Source organism: Acinetobacter sp. 1424608 (genome assembly GCF_000588255.1).
Lineage (GTDB): Bacteria > Pseudomonadota > Gammaproteobacteria > Pseudomonadales > Moraxellaceae > Acinetobacter > Acinetobacter nosocomialis.
In genome coordinates, this window is record NZ_JFXL01000016.1 from 1 (window position 1) to 20,647 (window position 20,647).

21 protein-coding genes and 2 pseudogenes are annotated in these 20,647 nt (G+C 38.0%); 19 read left to right on the top strand and 4 right to left on the bottom strand.

The features are described 5' to 3' along the window. Positions 1 to 66 precede the first annotated feature (66 nt). From J678_RS17990 to J678_RS18005, 5 genes are all read left to right on the top strand, one after another. Positions 67 to 1,232, top strand: a protein-coding gene (locus tag J678_RS17990; RefSeq protein WP_085940844.1) for an IS3-like element ISAba22 family transposase whose coding sequence is annotated in 2 segments (ribosomal slippage) — positions 67 to 325 and positions 325 to 1,232 — 1,167 coding nt in all. Because the reading frame shifts where the segments join, the coding sequence is not laid out codon by codon here. Positions 1,233 to 1,303: 71 nt separating this feature from the next. Then, positions 1,304 to 1,645 (top strand): hypothetical protein, encoded by a 342-nt coding sequence (locus J678_RS17995; RefSeq protein WP_031956534.1) that lies wholly within the window; start codon positions 1,304 to 1,306, stop codon positions 1,643 to 1,645. 418 nt (positions 1,646 to 2,063) lie between these two features. Then, positions 2,064 to 2,198: a zinc ribbon-containing protein gene (locus tag J678_RS23770; RefSeq protein WP_001983336.1), complete on the top strand. Its 135-nt coding sequence runs from the start codon at positions 2,064 to 2,066 to the stop codon at positions 2,196 to 2,198. Between the two features lie 124 nt (positions 2,199 to 2,322). Beyond that, entirely contained in the window at positions 2,323 to 2,898 is a 576-nt protein-coding gene (locus J678_RS18000) for a DUF4126 domain-containing protein (RefSeq protein ID WP_000447804.1), read from the top strand. A 403-nt stretch (positions 2,899 to 3,301) separates the two neighbouring features. Continuing rightward, positions 3,302 to 3,811 carry a GNAT family N-acetyltransferase gene (locus J678_RS18005; RefSeq protein ID WP_031956535.1) on the top strand — a complete coding sequence of 170 codons (510 nt, stop codon included), beginning with the start codon at positions 3,302 to 3,304 and terminating at the stop codon, positions 3,809 to 3,811. A gap of 364 nt (positions 3,812 to 4,175) precedes the next feature. Here J678_RS18005 and J678_RS0104455 read toward each other — a convergent pair whose 3' ends face one another. Further along, positions 4,176 to 4,460, bottom strand: a complete 285-nt coding sequence (locus J678_RS0104455) for a hypothetical protein (RefSeq protein ID WP_031956128.1) — start codon at positions 4,458 to 4,460, stop codon at positions 4,176 to 4,178. A 681-nt stretch (positions 4,461 to 5,141) separates the two neighbouring features. Between J678_RS0104455 and J678_RS18010 the strand changes: the two genes are divergently transcribed. The 4 genes from J678_RS18010 (at position 5,142) to J678_RS18020 (ending at position 11,625) form a co-directional block, all read left to right on the top strand. Beyond that, a complete protein-coding gene (locus J678_RS18010; RefSeq protein WP_031956127.1) occupies positions 5,142 to 6,371 on the top strand; it encodes a beta-ketoacyl synthase N-terminal-like domain-containing protein in 1,230 nt (409 codons plus the stop codon). Positions 6,372 to 6,807: 436 nt separating this feature from the next. Then, positions 6,808 to 9,615: a type VI secretion system Vgr family protein gene (locus tag J678_RS18015; RefSeq protein WP_031956126.1), complete on the top strand. Its 2,808-nt coding sequence runs from the start codon at positions 6,808 to 6,810 to the stop codon at positions 9,613 to 9,615. 2 nt (positions 9,616 to 9,617) lie between these two features. After that, a complete protein-coding gene (locus J678_RS0104460) occupies positions 9,618 to 10,712 on the top strand; it encodes a DUF2515 family protein (protein WP_031956125.1) in 1,095 nt (364 codons plus the stop codon). A gap of 25 nt (positions 10,713 to 10,737) precedes the next feature. Then, positions 10,738 to 11,625, top strand: coding sequence for a hypothetical protein (locus tag J678_RS18020; RefSeq protein ID WP_031956124.1), 888 nt, complete (start codon positions 10,738 to 10,740; stop codon positions 11,623 to 11,625). 20 nt (positions 11,626 to 11,645) lie between these two features. Here the strand turns inward: J678_RS18020 and J678_RS23775 are convergent. After that, positions 11,646 to 12,013 (bottom strand): annotated as a pseudogene (locus J678_RS23775) (short-chain dehydrogenase); the annotation flags it as partial. Between the two features lie 36 nt (positions 12,014 to 12,049). Between J678_RS23775 and J678_RS18025 the strand changes: the two are divergent. The 5 genes and pseudogenes from J678_RS18025 (at position 12,050) to J678_RS0104480 (ending at position 14,022) form a co-directional block, all read left to right on the top strand. After that, positions 12,050 to 12,493, top strand: a complete 444-nt coding sequence (locus J678_RS18025) for a hypothetical protein (protein ID WP_031956122.1) — start codon at positions 12,050 to 12,052, stop codon at positions 12,491 to 12,493. A 50-nt stretch (positions 12,494 to 12,543) separates the two neighbouring features. Beyond that, positions 12,544 to 12,747 (top strand): annotated as a pseudogene (locus J678_RS23990) (hypothetical protein); the annotation flags it as partial. 8 nt (positions 12,748 to 12,755) lie between these two features. Further along, positions 12,756 to 13,163, top strand: coding sequence for a hypothetical protein (locus J678_RS0104470; protein WP_031956119.1), 408 nt, complete (start codon positions 12,756 to 12,758; stop codon positions 13,161 to 13,163). Continuing rightward, complete coding sequence (locus tag J678_RS0104475) at positions 13,117 to 13,539, top strand: hypothetical protein (RefSeq protein ID WP_031956117.1); 423 nt, start codon at positions 13,117 to 13,119, stop codon at positions 13,537 to 13,539. The genes J678_RS0104470 and J678_RS0104475 overlap by 47 nt, the downstream gene beginning before the upstream one ends. Positions 13,540 to 13,563: 24 nt before the next feature. Continuing rightward, positions 13,564 to 14,022, top strand: coding sequence for a hypothetical protein (locus J678_RS0104480; protein ID WP_031956115.1), 459 nt, complete (start codon positions 13,564 to 13,566; stop codon positions 14,020 to 14,022). A gap of 85 nt (positions 14,023 to 14,107) precedes the next feature. Here the strand turns inward: J678_RS0104480 and J678_RS18030 are convergent, their stop codons facing one another. Further along, positions 14,108 to 14,809, bottom strand: coding sequence for an SDR family NAD(P)-dependent oxidoreductase (locus J678_RS18030; RefSeq protein ID WP_004711133.1), 702 nt, complete (start codon positions 14,807 to 14,809; stop codon positions 14,108 to 14,110). A gap of 670 nt (positions 14,810 to 15,479) precedes the next feature. Here J678_RS18030 and J678_RS18035 point away from each other — a divergent pair. From J678_RS18035 to J678_RS18055, 5 genes are all read left to right on the top strand, one after another. Next, positions 15,480 to 15,983 carry a DUF2867 domain-containing protein gene (locus J678_RS18035; RefSeq protein WP_031956114.1) on the top strand — a complete coding sequence of 168 codons (504 nt, stop codon included), beginning with the start codon at positions 15,480 to 15,482 and terminating at the stop codon, positions 15,981 to 15,983. An 80-nt stretch (positions 15,984 to 16,063) separates the two neighbouring features. Then, positions 16,064 to 16,765: a DUF1003 domain-containing protein gene (locus tag J678_RS18040; RefSeq protein ID WP_031956112.1), complete on the top strand. Its 702-nt coding sequence runs from the start codon at positions 16,064 to 16,066 to the stop codon at positions 16,763 to 16,765. A 110-nt stretch (positions 16,766 to 16,875) separates the two neighbouring features. After that, the gene (locus tag J678_RS18045) at positions 16,876 to 17,541 is read left to right on the top strand and encodes an RluA family pseudouridine synthase (protein ID WP_031956111.1); all 666 of its coding nucleotides are present in this window, start codon (positions 16,876 to 16,878) and stop codon (positions 17,539 to 17,541) included. A gap of 111 nt (positions 17,542 to 17,652) precedes the next feature. Then, on the top strand, positions 17,653 to 18,033 hold the full coding sequence (locus J678_RS18050) for a ribonuclease E inhibitor RraB (protein WP_002050544.1): 381 nt from the start codon (positions 17,653 to 17,655) through the stop codon (positions 18,031 to 18,033). Between the two features lie 25 nt (positions 18,034 to 18,058). Continuing rightward, positions 18,059 to 18,439 carry a nuclear transport factor 2 family protein gene (locus J678_RS18055; RefSeq protein WP_002050553.1) on the top strand — a complete coding sequence of 127 codons (381 nt, stop codon included), beginning with the start codon at positions 18,059 to 18,061 and terminating at the stop codon, positions 18,437 to 18,439. Positions 18,440 to 18,485: 46 nt separating this feature from the next. Here the strand turns inward: J678_RS18055 and J678_RS18060 are convergent, their stop codons facing one another. Continuing rightward, a complete protein-coding gene (locus J678_RS18060) occupies positions 18,486 to 20,576 on the bottom strand; it encodes a TonB-dependent receptor (RefSeq protein ID WP_032027421.1) in 2,091 nt (696 codons plus the stop codon). Between the last annotated feature and the right edge of the window lie 71 nt (positions 20,577 to 20,647).

Genomic DNA, 20,647 nt, shown 5'->3' on the forward strand with positions numbered 1-20,647 from the left:
TGATGTGTGCTGAAAAAACAGGAGGTTTTAACTTGGTAAACTAAACACACTCATCAGGAGTTTACCATGAGCAAGAAACACAAGACTTACACCACAGAATTTAAAGCTGAAGCCATCAAATTAATTGAAGCCAATCAAGGCAATGTCTCGGAAACAGCTAGACAACTTAGCATTTCAATGCAAACTCTTTCAAATTGGAATACCAAAGCAAAGGCTGGAACTTTAGCAGGTACAAAACAGTATTCACCTGATCTAAACGCTCTACTCGAAGAAAATAAAAAACTCAAACAACAGCTCAAAATAGCTGAAATGGAACGTGAATTTTTAAAAAAGGCAGCAGCGTACTTTGCCAAAGAAAGTCAGTAAGGTACGCCTATATGAAACAAAAAAGATATTCTTTTCCAATTACCTTAATGGCTCGATTACTTCATGTTTCAGTTTCATGTTTTTATGATTGGCTCAAGAGAGGCGTGAGCAAAAGAACGATTCAACGAAATCAACAGACGATATTGGTGAAAATAGCCCATGAGGAGACAAGGCAGAGCTATGGTTATATTCGATTAACCAAATACTTACAAGCTCAGGGTATAAAAATGAGTATGTACGCTGTACGTCAGATAAAAGCGCTGAACCACCTGTATTGTAAGCGACACAAGCGTTTTAAAAGGACTACGAATAGTGACCATAATCGAGCGATCTATGAAAACCTGCTGGAGCAACAATTCTCAATGACTAGACCAAATCAAGCATGGTCAAGTGATATTACGTACATATGGACTGTTGAAGGATGGCTGTACTTAGCAGCGGTAAAAGACCTTTACACGAAGCAAGTGGTTGGCTATAGCTTAAATGAGCGCATGACAACACAGCTTGTTTGTAATGCGCTAAATATGGCTATTCACAATCAAAAACCAACCAAAGAACTGATTGTGCATTCAGACAGAGGAAGTCAATATTGCAGCCATGAATATCGAAATATACTTGAGCAATATGGTTTTCAAGGTTCAATGAGCAAGCGCGGAGACTGTTACGATAATGCACCGATTGAAAGCTTTTGGGGAATACTGAAAAATGAGTTAGTGCATCATTACAACTATCAAACCAGAGAAGAAGCCAAAGCAGATATTATAAAATACATTGAATTATTTTATAATCATCGAAGAATTCAAAAGGGTTTGGGTTTTAAGACACCAAATCAAATGGCCGAAGACTTTTATAAGTTGGCTGCCTAGAATCTCCCAAGGGAAAGTCTCCTGATAATTCAGCGTATATCATTAAGTGTGATAAGTGTTCTAAAGGAGAGGTGCGATTTCAGGGAGAACCTCGTGCTGAATGTAATATATGTAAACACTCTTTTAATGAGGATGATCTTAAAGAAAAGTTTGTAGATGATAGTGCTGCATATATGGCAATTAGAGATGGGGTAAGTAATTACTTTCCTATTAATTGTGGGGCTTGCTCAGGATATGAAACAGTTATAGAAATAAATAAAAATGATTTGTTATGTGTAGAATGTTTTGATGTCTCGCGTTCATATGGTACTTGTGAATGGTGTAATGAACAATCTACAAACTTAAGGGAAGAGTCTTACGTAACAGGTTGTGAGTTTTGTGAAGGGCGCATGGGATGGGAAAGAGATGATTAGTAGAAACAAAAGGTATTAATTTTTTAACTTTACTCAAAGAATTGTTTTAGCTTAAACAAACAATACAGCCTAAAATTGAGACATAATGTTTTGTTGAAGATATAAAAAAGCCCGACATCCTGTCGGGCTTTTTCGTATTTGGTTGCTAGATATGACTCCTGTCGTATCTCACGATCCTGATGCATGAACCTATTATTGTTGTTTTATGTTCCGGAACATCCTGTTCCTGTATGAGTTCATATTAGAAAAAAAGTAGGGGACAGCCAATCCGCTAAATCCCTAAATCTGTGTAAGATAAATCGTACAAATAACATTTTTTGCATTTATGCCATCATCATCGGGCGAAATGGACAATTGACAATCACTCTAACTGGGTTATATTCCTGTTTAATATATATACGATTATAGGAATGTAATCATGGTAACAGCTGGCGAAAAACCCGGAACAGGCTTCTATTTCTGTGCTCAGTGCGGTCATAGAGTGTTTTTAGAAATTAATACCGACCCTTTACCACCTTGTACGAAATGCTACTGCACACAATTTAAACGTTAAGAATGAAATAATATTTGCGTTCGCATTTAACAAAAAGCCCTGTCACCCGATGGGGCTTTTTTGTTAATTTAAAAATAAGACTTACATAATAAGACCCGTGATGGGCATAAAGAAGGAAACCGTTATGGAAACGATATTGGGTTTATGTATTGGTGTGGGCCTGAGCGCTGCCTGCGGTTTTCGCGTGTTTGTGCCGCTACTGGTCATGAGCATTGCCACCATGATGGGCTGGTTTGAGCCATCGAAAGGCTTTGAATGGTTAGCTCTGCCATCGGTGTGTTTGGCTTTAGGTGTGGCAACGGTGTGTGAAGTTGCGGCTTACTATATTCCGTGGGTCGATAATGCCTTAGACACAGTCGCAACCCCTGCGGCTATGATTGCGGGTACATTAGCGACAATGGCGGTGAGTAGTGGAGAAATGTCTCAGTTTGCCAGTTGGGCAGCAGCCATTATTGTCGGTGGTGGTACGGCAGGTGTGGTGCAAATGAGTACCGTTGCTGCACGTGGTGTTTCAACTGCAACCACAGGTGGCTTGGGTAACTTTGTCGTTGCAACAGGTGAGTGGATTGGCGCAATCTTACTTTCGGTTTCAGCAATGCTGGTGCCTGCACTTGTGGCAATAGTGGTGCTGATTGCAGTTATTTGGGTGGTGCGTTGGATTCGCCATAAAAAGCAAGAACAGGCGCATACCCCGCTATAGGTGTGTGCAAATATCAATTTTTAATAAGCATAAAAAAAGCCCGACATCCTGTCGGGCTTTCTTGTATTTGGTGATTAGATATGACTCCTGTCGTATCTCACGCTCCTGGTGCTTGAACGTATTATTGTTGTTTTATGTTCCGGAACATCCTGTTCCTGTATGACTTCATATTAGGAAAAAAGCAGAGTGTCGCCAATCCGCAAAAGCCTTAAAAGCTTGTAAGAAAAATCTTACATTAGAGAATGGCTTGGGAAATGTTGTACTAGAGACATGCAAACGGATAGCTAGGGCCTATTTTAAGAGTAATCCTTTAGGGCTAAGAGAAGAAAAAGAGTTGTTATTGATAATATTATGTTATTTTTAAATTCTGCTTATAAAAAGAACAACTTCTTGGGAGTAATAAATGACCGTTATTTTGGTAAAACCTCATTTGAGATTTAAAGACAGCTATAACGACTATATCAATGAATTAGCAGATGAAGGTCGCCACCCTTTGACAACAGAGTTTGACCATAGAGATTTTGAAAGTTTTTTGAATAAACTAAGAGATTATGAAAAAGGGGAGTCCCTAGAAGAAGGGCATGTTCCTAACATTACATATTGGTTAGTAGAAGGTAATGAAATTATTGGCGCATCTAACTTGCGCCTTAAACTCAATGAACAGATTGAATATTGTGGTGGGCATATTGGTTTAGGTATTCGTCCCTCTAAACGTGGGCAGAATTTTGGCTCGAAATTGTTGGAACTTACAATTCAGGAAGCATGGAAATTAGGCTTAACAGAGTTACATATACATTGCTATAAATCTAATTTAGCTTCTGCAAAAACCATTCAAGCAAACAATGGCCGCCTTCATTCTGAAATTACTCTCGATCAAGTGGTTCAAAGATATATAGTGAATAAAACAATATGAAAATTTTCTTTCAGAGCATTTTTAAACAGCAATAAAAAAAGCCCAACATCCTGTTGGGCTTTTTCGTATTTGGGTACTAGATATGACTCCTGTCGTATCTCACGCTCCTGGTGCTTGAACGTATTATTGTTGTTTTATGTTCCGGAACATCCTGTTCCTGTATGAGTTCATAATAGGAAAAAAGCAGGATGTCGACAATCCGCAAAAACCTTAAAAGTTTGTAGGATAAAACGTACAAGAACGCTTTTTATTTATCTTATTTTGAATTCAACTTAGGCCCCTATGCCACAACAGACTTTAATTTTTTGCGCTGATTTAAAGTAAAACACCATTGTGACATAGAGATAAAGAGCTAAGCCAACGCTTAGCCCAGACTACTTTTGTCACACCGCTGTATAGTGCTTAAAAAAGTAGGGGCAAAGTCCCGTGGGAGAACAGGACTTTGCAAACTGACATGTTCTAGGCGCTGCATCATTTTTGGGGAATAAGCTTTTTCAAGTTGCTGGTAAATACATTCGCAACTGGTCTTGCTATGCCCACCCGATAGGCAAATTTTTTCAAACTCCTGTTGAGCATGAAGGCTGCAACCTGCAACACCTAAGCTACCGACTATGAAATTTAAAGCCAAAAAGGGTTTATAAATTTTCATATTATTCTCATGAGTATTTATATCTATGACTAAAATAAAAAATATAATTTCTTGGGGGATTAAAATAATTTTTAAATAAAAGTTAATCCTCCTATAAATACAGGAAAATAAAATAATTAAAATTTTAAAATAAAATTAGTTTATAAATTTAAAAAAAATAAGGTGTAAAAACCCAAATTTTAAATCAATAAAATAGTTAAAAAACAGAGAAAATAAGATTAAAAAATGTCATGGCCAACTCCTTAAAAAATGGAGTTCTACCACCAGATTACCGCGAATTAATTAGGGTGGTAGAACGAAAGGGGGTTAGCAGACTGGCCTCGTAGAACCAGCACGCGCGGGGCGTCCCCCTCCCGTCCTACCGCAAAGAAAAGGGGACGCAAGGGTCTAACGATTTATAGATTGTACTATAAACCGCTACGAGGTTACGGTCTGCTAAAACCGTCTGGCAATGTAGGCCAGCAACGAGATAATAATCGGTGATTTTAATTACGTCAATTTAATATTTAAAATATTTTTGATTTAATAATAAAACTAAATATATTTTTAAAATAACAGAATTATTATTAAATTTTTATTTATATTCGATGAGAAAAAATAATAAATATAGAAATATTTTGCCAGTTCCAAAAAAGAACTTGATTGTTAAGATCTATTTTTGTCGTTTTTATAGAGATAAGAATGGAACGAGTTGTCATCACAGGTATGGGAATTAATTCCTGTATTGGAAATACATTAGAGAAAGTAACCGAGTCCTTAAAAGCAGGCTGCTCAGGCATTCGCTATAACGAAGTCTATGCAAAACTGAACTTTCGAAGTCATGTGAGCGCCACAGCCGAAATGAATTTTGAAAACATCGATCCAGAATTAAAAAAACACATGGGCGTTTGCGCCATGTATGCATACAACTCGGCACTCGATGCACTACAACACGCCAAGCTTGATGTAAATGACATTGCCAACAACTCAAAATATGGCGTGATTGGGGGAACAGGCGGCACCTCAACAGCGTCTATCATCGACATGTTGCATACCCTAAAAGAAAAAGGCGTCAGCGAAGTATCACCCGATTTAGCACCACGCTACCTCACCAGCACCATTAGCTCTAACTTATCACGTGCTTTCAACCTAAAAGGCGTATCTCAATCAGTCGCGAGTGCCTGTGCGACTTCAGCCGATGCAATCGGTTATGCATATCACCTTATTGCCGCTGGCAAACAAGATCTGATGCTGGCGGGTGGCGGTGAAGAAGACCATTGGTCGCAAACGGCAATATTCGATGCAATGGGCGCATTATGCTCTAAATACAACGATGCACCTGAAACGGCTTCACGCCCATATTCAAAAGATAATGACGGCTTTGTAATCGCTGGCGGCGGTGGCATGGTGGTTTTGGAGTCTTTAAGCCATGCCCAAAAACGCGGAGCAAAAATTTTGGCTGAAGTGGTTGGGTACGCTGCCAATAGTGACGGTGTCGATATGGTGGCCCCGAGCGGTGAAGGCGCGACACGTTGCATTAAACTGGCACTCGCAGAAGCCAAGCAAAATGGCTCTGAAACGATTGACTATATCAATACGCATGGCACTTCAACGCCAGCAGGCGACATTCCCGAACTATTGGCCATAGAGCGAGCTTTTGGCAGTGAAAAAGTCCCGCCGCTCAGTTCGACAAAGTCCATGACTGGGCATAGTTTGGGGGCAGCAGGCGTACATGAAGCTATTTATTCTATTTTAATGCTGCAAAATAACTTTATTGCGCCGAGTATTAATATTACCGAACTGCGCGAAGAAGCTAAAAAGTTCGATATTGTTCAAACGAGCCGAGAAACCGAACTCAAAACAGTCATGAGTAATAGCTTTGGTTTTGGTGGGGTAAATACCTGTCTGGTTTTTAGAAAATGGGAAGGGTAATTTAAATATGAAATATATATGGGCGTGAGAAAAAGAATAAAATAGGTCATATATATGGTTTTATAAGTGGTGGGAATTAATTAGTTGATGAATGACATTCACCCAAAAAGAAAAATATAGATAAGAGCTTTACTTTAAAATTTATAAAAATATGCAATTTATTGGTTTTTATAAATATTTTTTAGCTTAAATACGTTTCCACTAAGTTGTGCTGGGAATTAATTATCTCTTGCTTAGCTATATCATTTAAGTATCTATAAATAATTTAAAATGCATTAAAATGATCGAAGTTTACCTTTGACATACCTATTGAATAAGAAATTAACGTAAAAATGCATATTTTGACTAGTTACATTTTGAAAATGAGTATAGATAGACAGATTAGTCTTTTTTTAATTAAAATAGAGCTTAAATATAAGTTTGATTGATAATAAAAATGCAGATGAGTGTGTCGAGTATATTGGAACGTTTAGGCCTTGTTTCACAAAATCGTGCTGTACATATCCAATTCTCAAATCAGTCTTTAAATCAGCAAGTCTTCTTACAACGTATTGAGGGCGAACATACGCTTAATCAGGGCAGCGTTGCTGAACTACTGTGTCTGTCGACCAACGCGCATATTGCATTAAAACAATTTATTGGTTGTCAGGTTGCCGTCGATCAGGTTACCGATACAGGCCAGTTTTTTAGAACGACAGGTATTATTACCGAAGCGAGCCAAGGTCAAAGTGACGGCTCACTCACCATTTATAATTTAACTTTAAAAGACCCAACTGCACTCTGGCATAAACGCCGCAATAGCCGCGTATTTATGAATAAAAGCGTGCGCGATATTAGCGAAATTTTGTTTAAAGAATGGCAAGGCAAAAGTCCGTTATTTGCTTCAAGCTTAACCCTTGATACATCTGGCTTAACCAAAGACTACGATATGCGTCCATTTGTGATGCAGTCAAACGAAAGCGATTATGACTTTTTAACCCGTTTGTGGCGTAGTGAAGGCATTAATTGGCTGGTCGATGAGTCACAGCTTTTAGTCGCGGACCCGAATGCTTCTATTCAGCCACAAGTCTTACGTTTAATTGACGATAACCAAAATTATCAGGCGCTTGAACGCCGTAGTATCCGCTATCAACGCAGCAGTGCAACAGAACAGTTCGATACCATTACCCAAGTCAAAGCTGAGCGTCGTTTACAACCAACCTCGGTTCATATCCAACGCTGGCAAGCTGATGCCCTTCAACAAGAAGAAGGCAGTGGCAGCGTACAAGGCACCCAAAAGCACAGCGAACACTATGACAATGCTAGCCTGAACCTTGAAGATGCATGGCATGTTAGCCCTGCTTGGATGCAGGACTTAAAAGGCGAAGACCAAGCTACCGCTTCAGGCAACAGTCAAATTGAACAGCTTAACCAACACATTAACGCTTACCATCACCTGAGTTCTAAACAGTTTACCGTTGCAGGTAACATCCGTGATGCGCAGGTGGGTTACTGGTTTGAACTCAATGAACACCCAGAACTCGACCAGCATGACAGTGCTGATAAAGAGTTTTTAATCTTAAGCAAGCACTACTACAACCAGAATAATTTACCTAAAGAATTACAACAGCAACTTGAACGCCTATTACCACAAGACAAACTCAAGGCAACTGAACTCGACACGCAAAATCCTGAGCAGCGCCACTTTGCTGAACTCAATGTCGTTCGACGCAACGTTAAAGCTGTACCTGAATATAACCCGCTAGAACACCGACCGGTAGCTTACCCGCAGCGCGCTAAAGTTGTGGGGCTAGAGGGTGAAAGCATTCATGTTGACCAGTGGGGGCGTATTAAAGTCCGATTCCTGTTTACCCGAGCTGATGACCATAGCCATGACGGTGGAGCAGGCAGTAACGACAATGACACCGACTCAGCTTGGGTTGATGTACTGACCCCATGGGCAGGTGCAGGTTATGGAGCACGCTTCTTACCACGTGTCGGCGAGATCGTGGTGATTGACTTCTTTGATGGCAACATTGACCGACCATTTGTGGTGGGACGTATTCACGAAGCGGAACGCCACCCAACCCAGTTCGACCAGAAAGGCCAATTACCTGATACCAAAAAGCTCAGTGGTATTCGCTCTGAAGAAGTCGACGGCAAAGGCTTTAACCAACTCCGTTTTGATGACACCACAGGTCAAATCAGTGCTCAGTTACAAAGCAGCCATGCAGCTAGCCAACTCAACCTCGGTAACTTAAGCCATCCAAAAGACAAGGCGGAAAGCGATGGTCGTGGGGAAGGTTTTGAACTCAGAACTGACCAGTGGGGCGCGGTACGTGCAGGCAGTGGCTTACTCATTAGTACTCATAAACAAGACCAAGCCCAAGGCGTACACTTAGACTCAGCTGAGGCCAAACAACAAATTGAAGGTGGTCTTAGCAATGCCAAGGCACTCAGTGAAGTTGCTAAAAATCAGCAAACTGACCCCTTAGAACATTTAGAAAACCTAAAATCGTTTATTGAAAAACTTGAACAGCAAGACAACGCAAAAGCCAAAACTTTCAAAGATGCGATCATGCTACTGGCAAGCCCAAATAGTATTGCGGTCGCGAGTAATGAAGACATTCACTTAAGTGCAGATGGGCAGCTCAACCAAACTGCGGGCGACAGTATTAACCTATCTACTCAAAAGAACCTGATCGCACACGCCCAAAATAAAATTAGCCTTTTTGCAGCGCAAGAAGGGGCAAGACTCTATGCAGGCAAAGGTAAAGTCGAGATACAGGCGCAAGGTGATGGAGCAGATTTAATTGCCCGTAAAGCTGTTCAGGTGATTTCGACTGAAGACAAAATCGAAGCGACGGCATCCAAGGAAATTGTGCTCACCGCAGGCGGCTCTCAAGTCAGAATTACTGGTTCGGGTATTTTTATGACTACAGGCGGCAAGTTTGAGGTGAAGGCTGGACAGCATAAATTTATGGGGGGAGCTGAGGTAGGTATGAACCTTCAAGGGTTACCCGCTTACGAAGCCTATAATGAAAGGTTCAAGATGCTATTACCTTCAGGTGAGCCACTTTCATTTATTGATTACAAGATATCTTCTGAAGGTAAAGAAATTTTTGCTAACTCAGATAAGAAAGGTCAAACCAAAGAAATACATAGTCCCAAAGAACAGGAGCTTAAGCTCGATTTATTATGGTTGGATTTAGAAACAGTAGATGAGACCGAAGTTTGGGTAGATCCAGCGCAAGGAAGTAAATAAAAATGTCTAACAGTTTAGATTGGAACAGTAAAACGAACATAAGTGAACATAGTTGTAAGGATGCTCACTGTGACTGTTTGACATTTTGGGAAATATATCAGCAAGAAGCCATCAAGAGATTATCTAACTTACAAAAAGCGAATAGCTATAAACTTGAGCCAGGATATGAGGCAAGAGCAAGAAGAATTGCCTCCGTATATGCCAAAATATTTTTAGAAATAGAGCTCGGTGGAAATAAGAACCTTTTGGGGCGATATTATTGGATGGGCTTAGGAGCTTTTGCCTCAAAAACAGTTGCAACTATATTTAAGCATTGGGGGAGTCTGCTTGGCTATAATGTCGGTGTACAAGAGGCTATAAATCTTTTTGCTCGTGGCAATTTGTGGTTGTTTATGGATATTGCTCCTTGGCATTTAGCTTGGAGTGCATCTTCAGAATCTTTTAAGAGTTGTAAAGGTACGCGAGATACTAGTACTTTCAAATTTGTTAAGCCAGCATTAATGAATTTGCCATGGTCATCGTGTTTACCTAGTATTAAAAATTTAAAGGTGACGAAAGAAATTAATGATGCTTTTACTTTATTACCTGCCATTGAGAAAGCTTTTTTGAATGGAGGTGATGAGAAAAGTAAATATAGAAAAGCGAGTCAAAATCTATTCGATCATTTGATGGCTATTGCGGTACAGGAACAACATAATATTCTTCAAGTCGTTGTTTGGGAAAATTGCTCAGTTAAATTTGGTGCGTGGATGCAACGTTGGTTTATAGGTATGCCAGATGCCACACTTGTTCTATCAAGTGATTATAGTGTAAACGCGGTAAAAAAGAATTGGTTTGGTAATTATACAGGTAGTAAAGCTGATCAATTAGTAGAATTAAAAGAGGACGTTTACATTGCTCCTCTCAAGGGTACGATTGCTGAAGATTATGATAGTCGTATGAAATGGATTGGTAAAGCAGCTGAAAAATATCACCGTTTAATGCTTGATGAAAAAGGTAGGCCATTTTTACAACAAGAATTGAAAACTATTTCTAAATGGGGAAATAGTAAAGCCGATTTTAAAATACATTCAAGTAGTAATGAAGGGAAGGTGTGATGCTAGACAAAGCTGGAAACCTATTATGAAAAACTTTTTATATTTATTTATCTGCATTATTACATGCATCTTTTTAACCTCTTGTAAGCCCGCAAATAATACTACCCAAGGAAATAAGTCAATGAACCAAAATCAAGATGTAATAGCCCTTCATTTTGGTGAACAAGGCATGCAAGATTTTAGTAAAAATAGTACTACACCAGTTGATCGTCAACCTGCAGGGATGAATTTTTTATCATTAGATTGGACTCCACCAAAACTAGGTCGAGTACGTGTATTTAGTGAAAAGAGTAATTTAGAAATTGAAAATGTAATCAGTGTGCTAGGTACACAAGTAGCTCGACGAAGCAATGATGGTATTCAAATCATGGACATTAATGCTAGCTTGCATCCAAATGAATATACTACGAGCCAAGAGGCTTATACTGCTTATACTAAATTAGTACATCAGATTAATGACAAACAATGGAAGCAGTATTTTTTACCTTTTAGTGCTCGAATTGATAAACAAGATAATCTAAAGCATATGACTGAGACTATGGGAGAGGTTATAGATCCAACTTATATCTTAAGTTTTAAAGAATGGCAGGATGTGCTTTCGAAAACAAATAGGTTGGTATTTAATTTGTATAATGGGGATGTGGAGCTGGGTATTAGTCTTCGACGGACCTATAAAGATGATAAAAAAGAACAGTATATGGTGAGGTACAGCTTTGAAAACTTTAAATATGCAGGGCGAAATGCTATCTCTGATTCAGATAAGATGAATTCAGAGCAGTTAAAGCAAGCATTTGAAACTGAAGTTGCTAATAATAAAAAAGCCCGTAAAACTGAAGAAAATAATATGAAAAAAGAGGGTTATCATATAGATGAAAGCTATATAGACCCAGACATTTGGCCTTATGTAAAATAAACTGTAAGAAGCGTAATTGGTTACGCTTCTTCTCTCATAAAAAATAATTTAAGCAGTTTGAATGGCTCTCCACAAAGAGAAACAGTTTCTTGTTTATGTTGATGTAAGTACCAGAACTGCTCCGCAACCGTTTCTGGATGGATCGTATAAGTTTTATCTTTAGCTTCAGGTGTTTCATCTGCAAAACCATTTACAATCCTTAGCCCACATAAATATTTGAGTCAGCAAGACTATGAGCCAGTAAGTTAGTGGTTTTGTATTGAGCAGCAGCGGTAGTTGCTAAGGATGAATATTCTTTGGTAACAAAGTCGATGCCAATTGCATCGAAAGCAAAAATCCCGTTTGTCGATAAAATACTGCCATAATTCTTTTCTAAATCACCAGAGCAAATATTGCAAGCCGAATTAAAAAAGGTTCAAGTAAAATGAAATTTTTATCATGTATATGGATATTTTTATTATTTGGTTGTACTTCTAAAAACATAAATTCTCAATCTACCGATATTAATTTTGGAAAATTTAAATATTTCCAATCTATGTATAGTGGAGAAAAAACATACCAAGGTTTTGTTACAAGCTCTTCTTCTTTAAAAGAAATTTCTGAAAAAAATCTATTTCCTATTTCTAAGCTAAATTGTTTGGAAAATCAGCTTATGGTAAGAGGTGGGGTAGACTTAGATTCAGAAGAAATTAATAATCAATTATATAAATATATGGCACATGTCGAAATATGTAAAAATGATGATTGTTCAGTCGATATTAAAAAAGCAAAAATTGATACTGAATGCAGAATTGAATTAAGAAAAAATTACTCAAATGATGCTTATCAATCAAATAAAGCAAAGTTGACGAATGCTAATTTTGAATAAAATGGATGTATAAATATTTTTTAATTGTGCTCAGCCTTTATGGATGTACAGGAAAATATACACCATCTGGGTACTTCAAAGTTTCCGAAGATGAATCCATGAATGTATGTATTGATAGGAACCAGTTAGAAAAATTGTTAACTAGCAATATGTCTTGTAGAGTAGTTTTTGGTGGGTTATTACAAAGCAGTAAAGTTATGGTAGATAATATTCTGATATCAAAAGAAGCTATAAGAAAATCCAATTTCCAATAGAGTTTTAAATGAAAAAATTTCTTTACCTATTAGGGCTAATTCTTTTAAGTGGATGTAGTGAAAAAATTTCAAATTTCACAATAGAACATTCTAGGAAAAGTAATGAAAAGTTAAATTTTTCTATTAATTTTAAGAACAATGAAGTTCTGGATAAAGTAAAAGAATCATCATCGAAAAAAATAGTTTGCAAAAATACTGCTAATAACAACCAAATGTTGGATGCTTATATAGATAAGATTGAAAATAACAAAATTGATGTATCTGTAGAATTCTGCTCAAATAATAATAGAAGCTGTGAACCTATAGATATCAGTTCAGTTAAAAAAATTAATTTAGAATGCCAAGCCATTTTCTCTGCAATGATTGGTAATGTCTCTAAATCAGAAAAATTTCCAATTGTATGGGAAGAAAAATAATTTGTTTAAAAATCTGAAGCTTAAATTAGTAACTTTGGGTGTGCCATTGTTAGTTATGACAGGGTGTGGTCACGAATATACAATTGAGCCTGAAAGGCTTCCAGTAGCCTATGTAGGTAAGGCATATAATCAGCAATTAAACATATCAGGTGGTAGAGTGATACCATATTCTTTTGAAGTTGAAACCAATTTCCCTAGTGATATGAATATCTCTATTAGCCCAATAGATGAAAATGAAGCGGATGCTTATAACAATTTAAAAATTTCTGGAGTTCCAAAATATAAGGGAACTTTTACGATTCATATATATGCGGGTTTTTATGCTAGTGGTGATGGGAATTTAGATAAGACCTATGAATTTGTAGTTAAAGAATAAAAGATATTTTAATAAGAAGTAGATATGAAAAAGAATTTATTAATTACCGTGCTAATTTTACTTTTCATCATACAGTCTTTATTAAATTATTACTTCTGGAACCGTACAAAGACACCAGAAATTCATGTTCTAGAGAAACCTCTACGAATAGCATCAAATTTCGATAACTATTCATCATATACAATTCTTCCAGCAGGCACAGTTCTATATGATGATAGTGATTCTTTAAATAGAAGAGTTATGGTTTATTTCAATTTACAAGGCGTAGACTTTAAATTTGAAGAGCAAGATCCAGAAATATCTAAACAGCCAAGTGAAGTACGCTCTATCAGAAGTATGGAGCTAAATGATATTTTAAAAACTATTCCTTTGACGAAAAAAGATATTTATCTCATTATTAAATATGACGATAGTATAAATGATTCAGTACGCTCAATTTTATTTAAAAAATACAAAATTGATCCTGCAGAATATGAAAAATAATTAAAGAATTCGGATGCATACAGACATCAATTTAAAAACGAGAAGAAGCCTAATTGATTACACTTCTTCTCTCATCAGAAATAGTTTAAGCAGCTTGAATGGCTTCTCCACAAAGAGAAACCGTTTCTTGTTTATGTTGGTGTAGGTACCAGAACTGATCTGCAACTGTTTCTGGATGTACCGCGTAGGTTTTATCCTTCGCTTCTGGGGTTCCATCTACAAAACCATTCACAATGACTTGGCTCACATAAACATTTGAGTCAGCAAGACTATGAGCAAGTAAGTTGGTGGCCTTGTATTGAGCGGCAGCGGTGGTTGCTAACGATGAATATTCTTTGGCAACCAAGTCGATACCCACTGCATCGAAAGCAAAAATTCCGTTTGTCGATAAAATGCTACCGTGGTTCTTCTCTAAATCACCTAAGCAAGCTTGTACCGTCGCAATATAGCTCGAAACACGAATATGAAAGCTTTTAGTAAGCTCTAGTGGAGGGGTTTTTAAGATATTGCTTTCAATATCATGGAAAGCATTCCAATGAATATTTTTAATCTCTCCTAATTGATCTTTAATGCGTTTAATTAGGTTTGGTATATCTTCAAGAACCGCTAAATCACATGTAAAAGCATAAGCTTCAATACCTTGTGCCTTAAGTTCTAAGATGGCTTTTTCAAGTTTTTCAGCATTACGCGCCACTAAACCGATTTTATAGCCTTCTTTACCAAACTTATGTGCCACGGCTTTGGAAATACCTGTTCCATAACCAAAAATTATAATATTGTTGTTCATTATAAAGTTCCAAAAAACCAATTATTTGGTTAGAAATAATTTATAATATGTTTTTATAATGTATTCAAGCGAAAAAATTAAATCTAAAAATAATGCAGAAAGAACAAGACAAAAATATGAAAAACAGAAAGAAGTTAGTTGGGTTTGAATACTTCGGATGATGTAGCTTTTATTAAAATTTCAAATTTATAAAAAACCTAGAGTAGTGTTTTCCGAATTGAAGAAATGTTTACTATCTATTTTCTAATAGGATCATAGAGTGATTTAATTGGTAAAATAAACCGAAAAATAGAAGTAAAGTGGAATTTAAATATAACTAGTTATTAGTAAATGGGAATAAATTCTTTTAAATTTGTCTAATGGCGTAAAAATTCCCAAAAATATTAAAAATTCGCTTTTCTTAGAAAAACAATCCCGCAGGGTGCTGGCTAAACTATATCTCAAGGGTGTGATAGGGATCGAAAAGAGTAGCATGCACCAAAACGTATAACGTTAGTGTGTACTCACCCAAAAGGTCTCGATTCGGCTTAGGACGCTATAGATCAAAAGTTTATAGGCACAAGGTTATAACTTACAAAGTTATGATTGTTGAAGTAAACCATAGATGTTTTCCCTTGACACCCTAAAAAATTCTCTATAATAAAAACTATACTTTACAAGAATATAATTTATGAATAAGCCTTATCTTTCTGCTTTACCTAGCGACAGTCAAATCTCATCTCAATTGAACAATGCCTACTTCCACGACTCGTGGAGTATTGTGCTTGGTCAGCCTGACCTGAATGTATTTGGGCAACTTATTAAACTGTTCCATCACACTCCAGAGTGGGTAGAGTGGAGCATGAATGTGCGTAATAAAATTACTTCAAAGATTGGGCTTAAAGACTTAGGAAGTTTTAAGCAAATTGATTCGAATAAAAAAGAAAATGAATATGTCACAGGCGACCGAATTGGAATTTTCACCTTACGGCAACGTACCGAAAATGAATTAGTGATTGGAGATGATGACAAGCATTTAAATGTAAATTTATCTATTTATAAGAATGAAAAGACTCAAGTCCTGACGGTAACCACAGTGGTGCATATTAAAAATTGGCTTGGAAGACTCTACATGGTTCCGGTGATTCCTGCACATCGAAAAATAGTGCCAGCAACTTTACAAATATTGGGTTAAAGCATTATTTTTATTTACGATGTTGCCGTCTTAAATCATTTATATAATATCCTTATTATTATAATTGCGAGCTGAATAAGATGGAGAATAAAAACCAGTGTCGCCAATGCGCCGTATGCGGAAAGAATTTCCCGTTAAAAGATCTGGTTTCGGGTGAAGTCATTCGGAATGTGATTAGCGATGAAATTATCCAAGATCATCCAGATTGGAATTACTCAAGCTTTATTTGTCGGGCCGATCTGGCAGATTATCGAATTAAATATGTGCAGTCGCTATTACGCTCGGAAAAGGGCGAACTCTCTAATTTAGAAAATGAAGTGATTGGCAGTATGCAACGCCATGAATTAATTAGCCGAAATACCGAATCCGACTTTGATCAAAAATGGACGTTTGGGGAAAAACTGGCAGATAAGATCGCGACATTTGGTGGAAGTTGGTCTTTCCTGATTTGTTTTGCGATCTTTTTAACAGGTTGGATAGTATTAAATACAGTCGTGATGGTAGTCCGTCCTGTCGACCCTTATCCTTTTATTTTACTGAATTTAGTGCTGTCATGTTTAGCCGCAATTCAGGCACCTATTATTATGATGAGTCAAAATCGTCAAGAAGCCAAAGACCGTTTGCGCTCTCAACATGACTATCAAATTAATTTAAAAGCGGAACTTGAGATTCGCCATTTGCATGAAAAAATGGATCATCTTTTATCGCATCAGTGGGAAAGGCTTGCACATATTCAAGAAATTCAGCTAGATCTTTTGGCGGAAATGAATAAAAAACGATAAAGCTTTTCTTAGTTTCACGTGGAACATGATGAGAGCTTATAGATTGCTTTGCGGTAGGTCTGAAATTTCTTTATGATTTGCCGCCATGCTCCCTTGCTGTTTCTACGACCATGCCTTTAAACGACAACTTTGTTTACGCTCCACCACAAGATCCGCTTTCAATTTTATTTGAAGATGATGATTTAATTGTGGTCGATAAACCTGCGGGATTGTTGTCTGTGATGGGCCGTTTACCTGAGCATCATGACAGTGCTTATTTAAGGGTACTAGAAAAGTTCCCTTTGGCTAAAGTGACGCATCGTTTAGATATGGCAACGTCGGGCTTACTTATGTTTGCCAAGCACCGTGATGCAGAAGTCGCGGTAAGTAAAATGTTTCAGGCCAGAACAGTCAAAAAACATTATATTGCTTTGGTGCAAGGCCAAGTCGCACAAGAGGGTAGTGTTGAAGTTCCACTCATTACCGACTGGGAAAATCGCCCAAGACAAATTGTACATTTTGAATTAGGCAAACATGCTAAAACCTTGTTTCAACCGCTCGTTTATGATGAAAAAACAGATCAAACGCGAGTGTTACTTGAACCAGTCACAGGACGTTCACATCAGCTACGTGTGCACATGATGCACATTGGCCATCCGATTATGGGCGACAAGCTGTATCACCCTGAACCTAAACGTTTTCATTTAAGCCGTATGGCCTTACATGCTGCGTATTTGGCTTTTCAACATCCACTGAAAGGAACCGATGTCGTGATTGAGTCGCAAGTGCCTTTTTAAAAAATTAAAATTTGATGCAATTCGCAACTGAATACATATCCAAACTGCAATAAAAGTCGGTTATTCTTGATGTCGAATAATACAAATTAGAGCAACAACAAGGACAATCTAATGAATCGCGACTACGAACAATTTCCCGATGACGATAACGGCAATGTACTTTGGCAAATGGTTGAAGATGGGGATGACTTAACAGAGCTGCATGAAATTGAATTTTCAATTGCTTTTCATGATCAAAAAAATGCAGAGCAATGTGCACTTTATTTACTTTACCAAGAACAAAAAGTTTCTCTTTTCCAAGATGACTCTGTTGAGCCGAATGAATGGGTAATTACCATCTTTGTTAATATGGAACCTGAGTATTCAGATATTGTTGACTTGGAACAATGGTTTGCCAGCATCGCTGAAAAATTTCAGGGTGAATATGATGGTTGGGGCTGCATGGCCTATGTCTTCGAAGAAGAGAGTGAAGAAGATGACCTGTTACAGTAAGGTCTAAAAATAGTAGGAGATAATCATGAGCTTATCTCAAAAACAAATTGCGGTACGGTTTCTAGAACTTGCCGCAGCAGGCGAAGTCGATGAAGCCTATAGCAATTACACTGCGCCTAATTTCAAGCATCACAATCCTTATTATGCGGGTGATGCGACTTCTTTGAAGGAAGGGATGCGTGAAAGCGCGGCTGAAAATCCCAATAAAGTCTTTAATGTTCAACATGTCATTGAAGATGGGACTTTGGTCGCCGTGCATTCGAAACTTGAAATGCAAATGAATGACAAAGCCACCATTTTGGCTGTGGTTCATATTTGCCGTTTTGAAAATGGAAAAATTGCTGAGCTTTGGGATATCGGACAAATACAGCCCGAACAGCTTGTAAATGAAAATGGCATGTTCTAATAAAAAAGCCCGAAAATAATTCGGGCTTTTTTATTTTATAGATAAATTAAAACTTCCACTGTGCCGAAATTGAAGCATTCAATGGTTCACCCGGCTGAACCCATAAATCGCTATAGCTTGAGACATAGTAGGTTTTATCAAATAGGTTGTTTACGTTCAGTTGATAGCGTAAGCGGTCAGATGGAGCATAGTAAGCATTTAGGTTTACGAGGGTATAGCTTGGTAAATTAAAGCCATTATCAAGGTTATGTCCGCTACGCTCGCCTACATAGGTAAGGTTGGCACCTACACCTGCTTTTGTTGAGCCGTCTTGTAGAAACTCATAATTGGTACTTACAGCACCTTGGTGTTTTGGAACATTACTTAGACGTGCACCTTTTGCCAAGTCTTGGTCTTTTTCAATTTGAGCATCAGTATAACTGTAGTTGGCATTGACGAACCAGCGGTCAGTGATTTGGCTATTTAAGTCAAACTCAATTCCTTTACTGCTCACTTCGCCTGCTGCGGTTTGAAAGTTACTGTCGATTGGGTCGGTTGTGAGTACATTTCGCTTTTTCATTTTAAACAGGGCGAGACTCAGCACACTTTGGTCATTCACTTTATATTTGGTGCCGACCTCATAACTTTCACCTTTTTCAGGAGCAAAAGTCTGGCCATTGCGGTTCATACCACTATTCATGGCAAATGAGCGACCATAGTTGGTATAAAACGCCCATTGGTCAGAGGCTTTAAAATTTATTCCGAAACGCGGACTATTTTGGTGAAGCGTCTGGTTGCTTTCAGTCTGACTCAGGTGATTTTTAAAGTCTTGTTCGACCTGATCAAAACGGTTGCCAAATAGCACACTCCACTGGTCATTAAAAAAGATCTGATCTTGTACATTAAGCGCAAAGTAACGCTGCTGTTCTTTTGTATTGGTAAATGGTGCAAGGTTTGGTAAATATTTGCCATATTCAGGTTGGTAAATATCAATTGTGTTTGGTGAGCTTGTGCTGTGGTTGCGACGAAGCTGGTTTTGTTTGTAGTCGAGTTGACCAAGTTCGGTTGAAAGTAAAATTTCATGACGTGCCCAAGACGTATCAAGCTTGCCCAGTAACTCGGTCTGAGCCAGCACATCTTCACTTGTATAATCACGATAGCGACGTTGACGCTCTAAAGTACGTCCATCGGCTTGCATACGACGAGGTTCGGTTGCAAAACCCACCATTTTGGCATCTTTATAACTGACTGCACTATTTAGCTTCCAGTCAGGGTTAAACTCGTGGCTCAGACGTAATTGGTAAAAGTAATCTTTTATTTTCAAATCGCCATCGTCAGGTTCACCTGTAAAGGTTTTCGGGTCCATCACAAACTGGTGATTGACTGTGCTGACACCACGGTCAAAGGTTCCTTTATGCTCTGTAAATTCACTGTCAAAGTCGAGTTGCGTTTGGTCTGAAATTTTCCATGTGAGCTGTGGAGAAAAGAACCAGCGTTCACTGCTGACATGATCACGAAAGCTTTGATTATCTTCATGAGCCACTGCTACACGATAGGCCAGTTCATCGTTTATAGGCGCCGTGTGTTCCAGACTAATTCGATATTGTTCTTGGGTATTGGCACGTAGGTTAACTTCACTTTCGCTTTCCCACTGTGGTTTTTTACTATTGAGGTTAAGCAAACCACCTGTTTCACCGCGTCCATATAAAGCCGCCATAGGCCCTTTTAAAAACTCTAAAGATTCAATATTTACGACATCTTTGGGAGCGCTAATCCCTCGGTTGACACTCAAGCCGTTTCGAATCATGGATGCACCTAAATTGGGGTCGGTACTAAAACCACGGAAAGAGTAGTTTTCCCAAAAGCCGCCACCAAAACTGTTTTGATGAAAAACCCCACTCACCAAGCTTAATGCGTCATCAATCCGTTGAACGTCTTGTTGTTCCATCATTTGTTTTGAAACATAAGCACGGTTAAAAGGGACATCTAAAACATCGTGAGCAAATTTAGTCGCCGAGCTATTTTGGCTCACACCTTCTTGGGTACTTTCAGCCTGAACGCGTATGGTCTCAAGTACCGTTGACGTTTCTTCTGCCCAAGTGAATGTCGATATAAATGATAGACCCAACGAAGACAACAATCCTAATTTGTGTTGCATAAATAATCAGCCATAAAAGACAAAAGAACTATAATGTAATAGTATAACGTTACATTATTTTATTGATTACC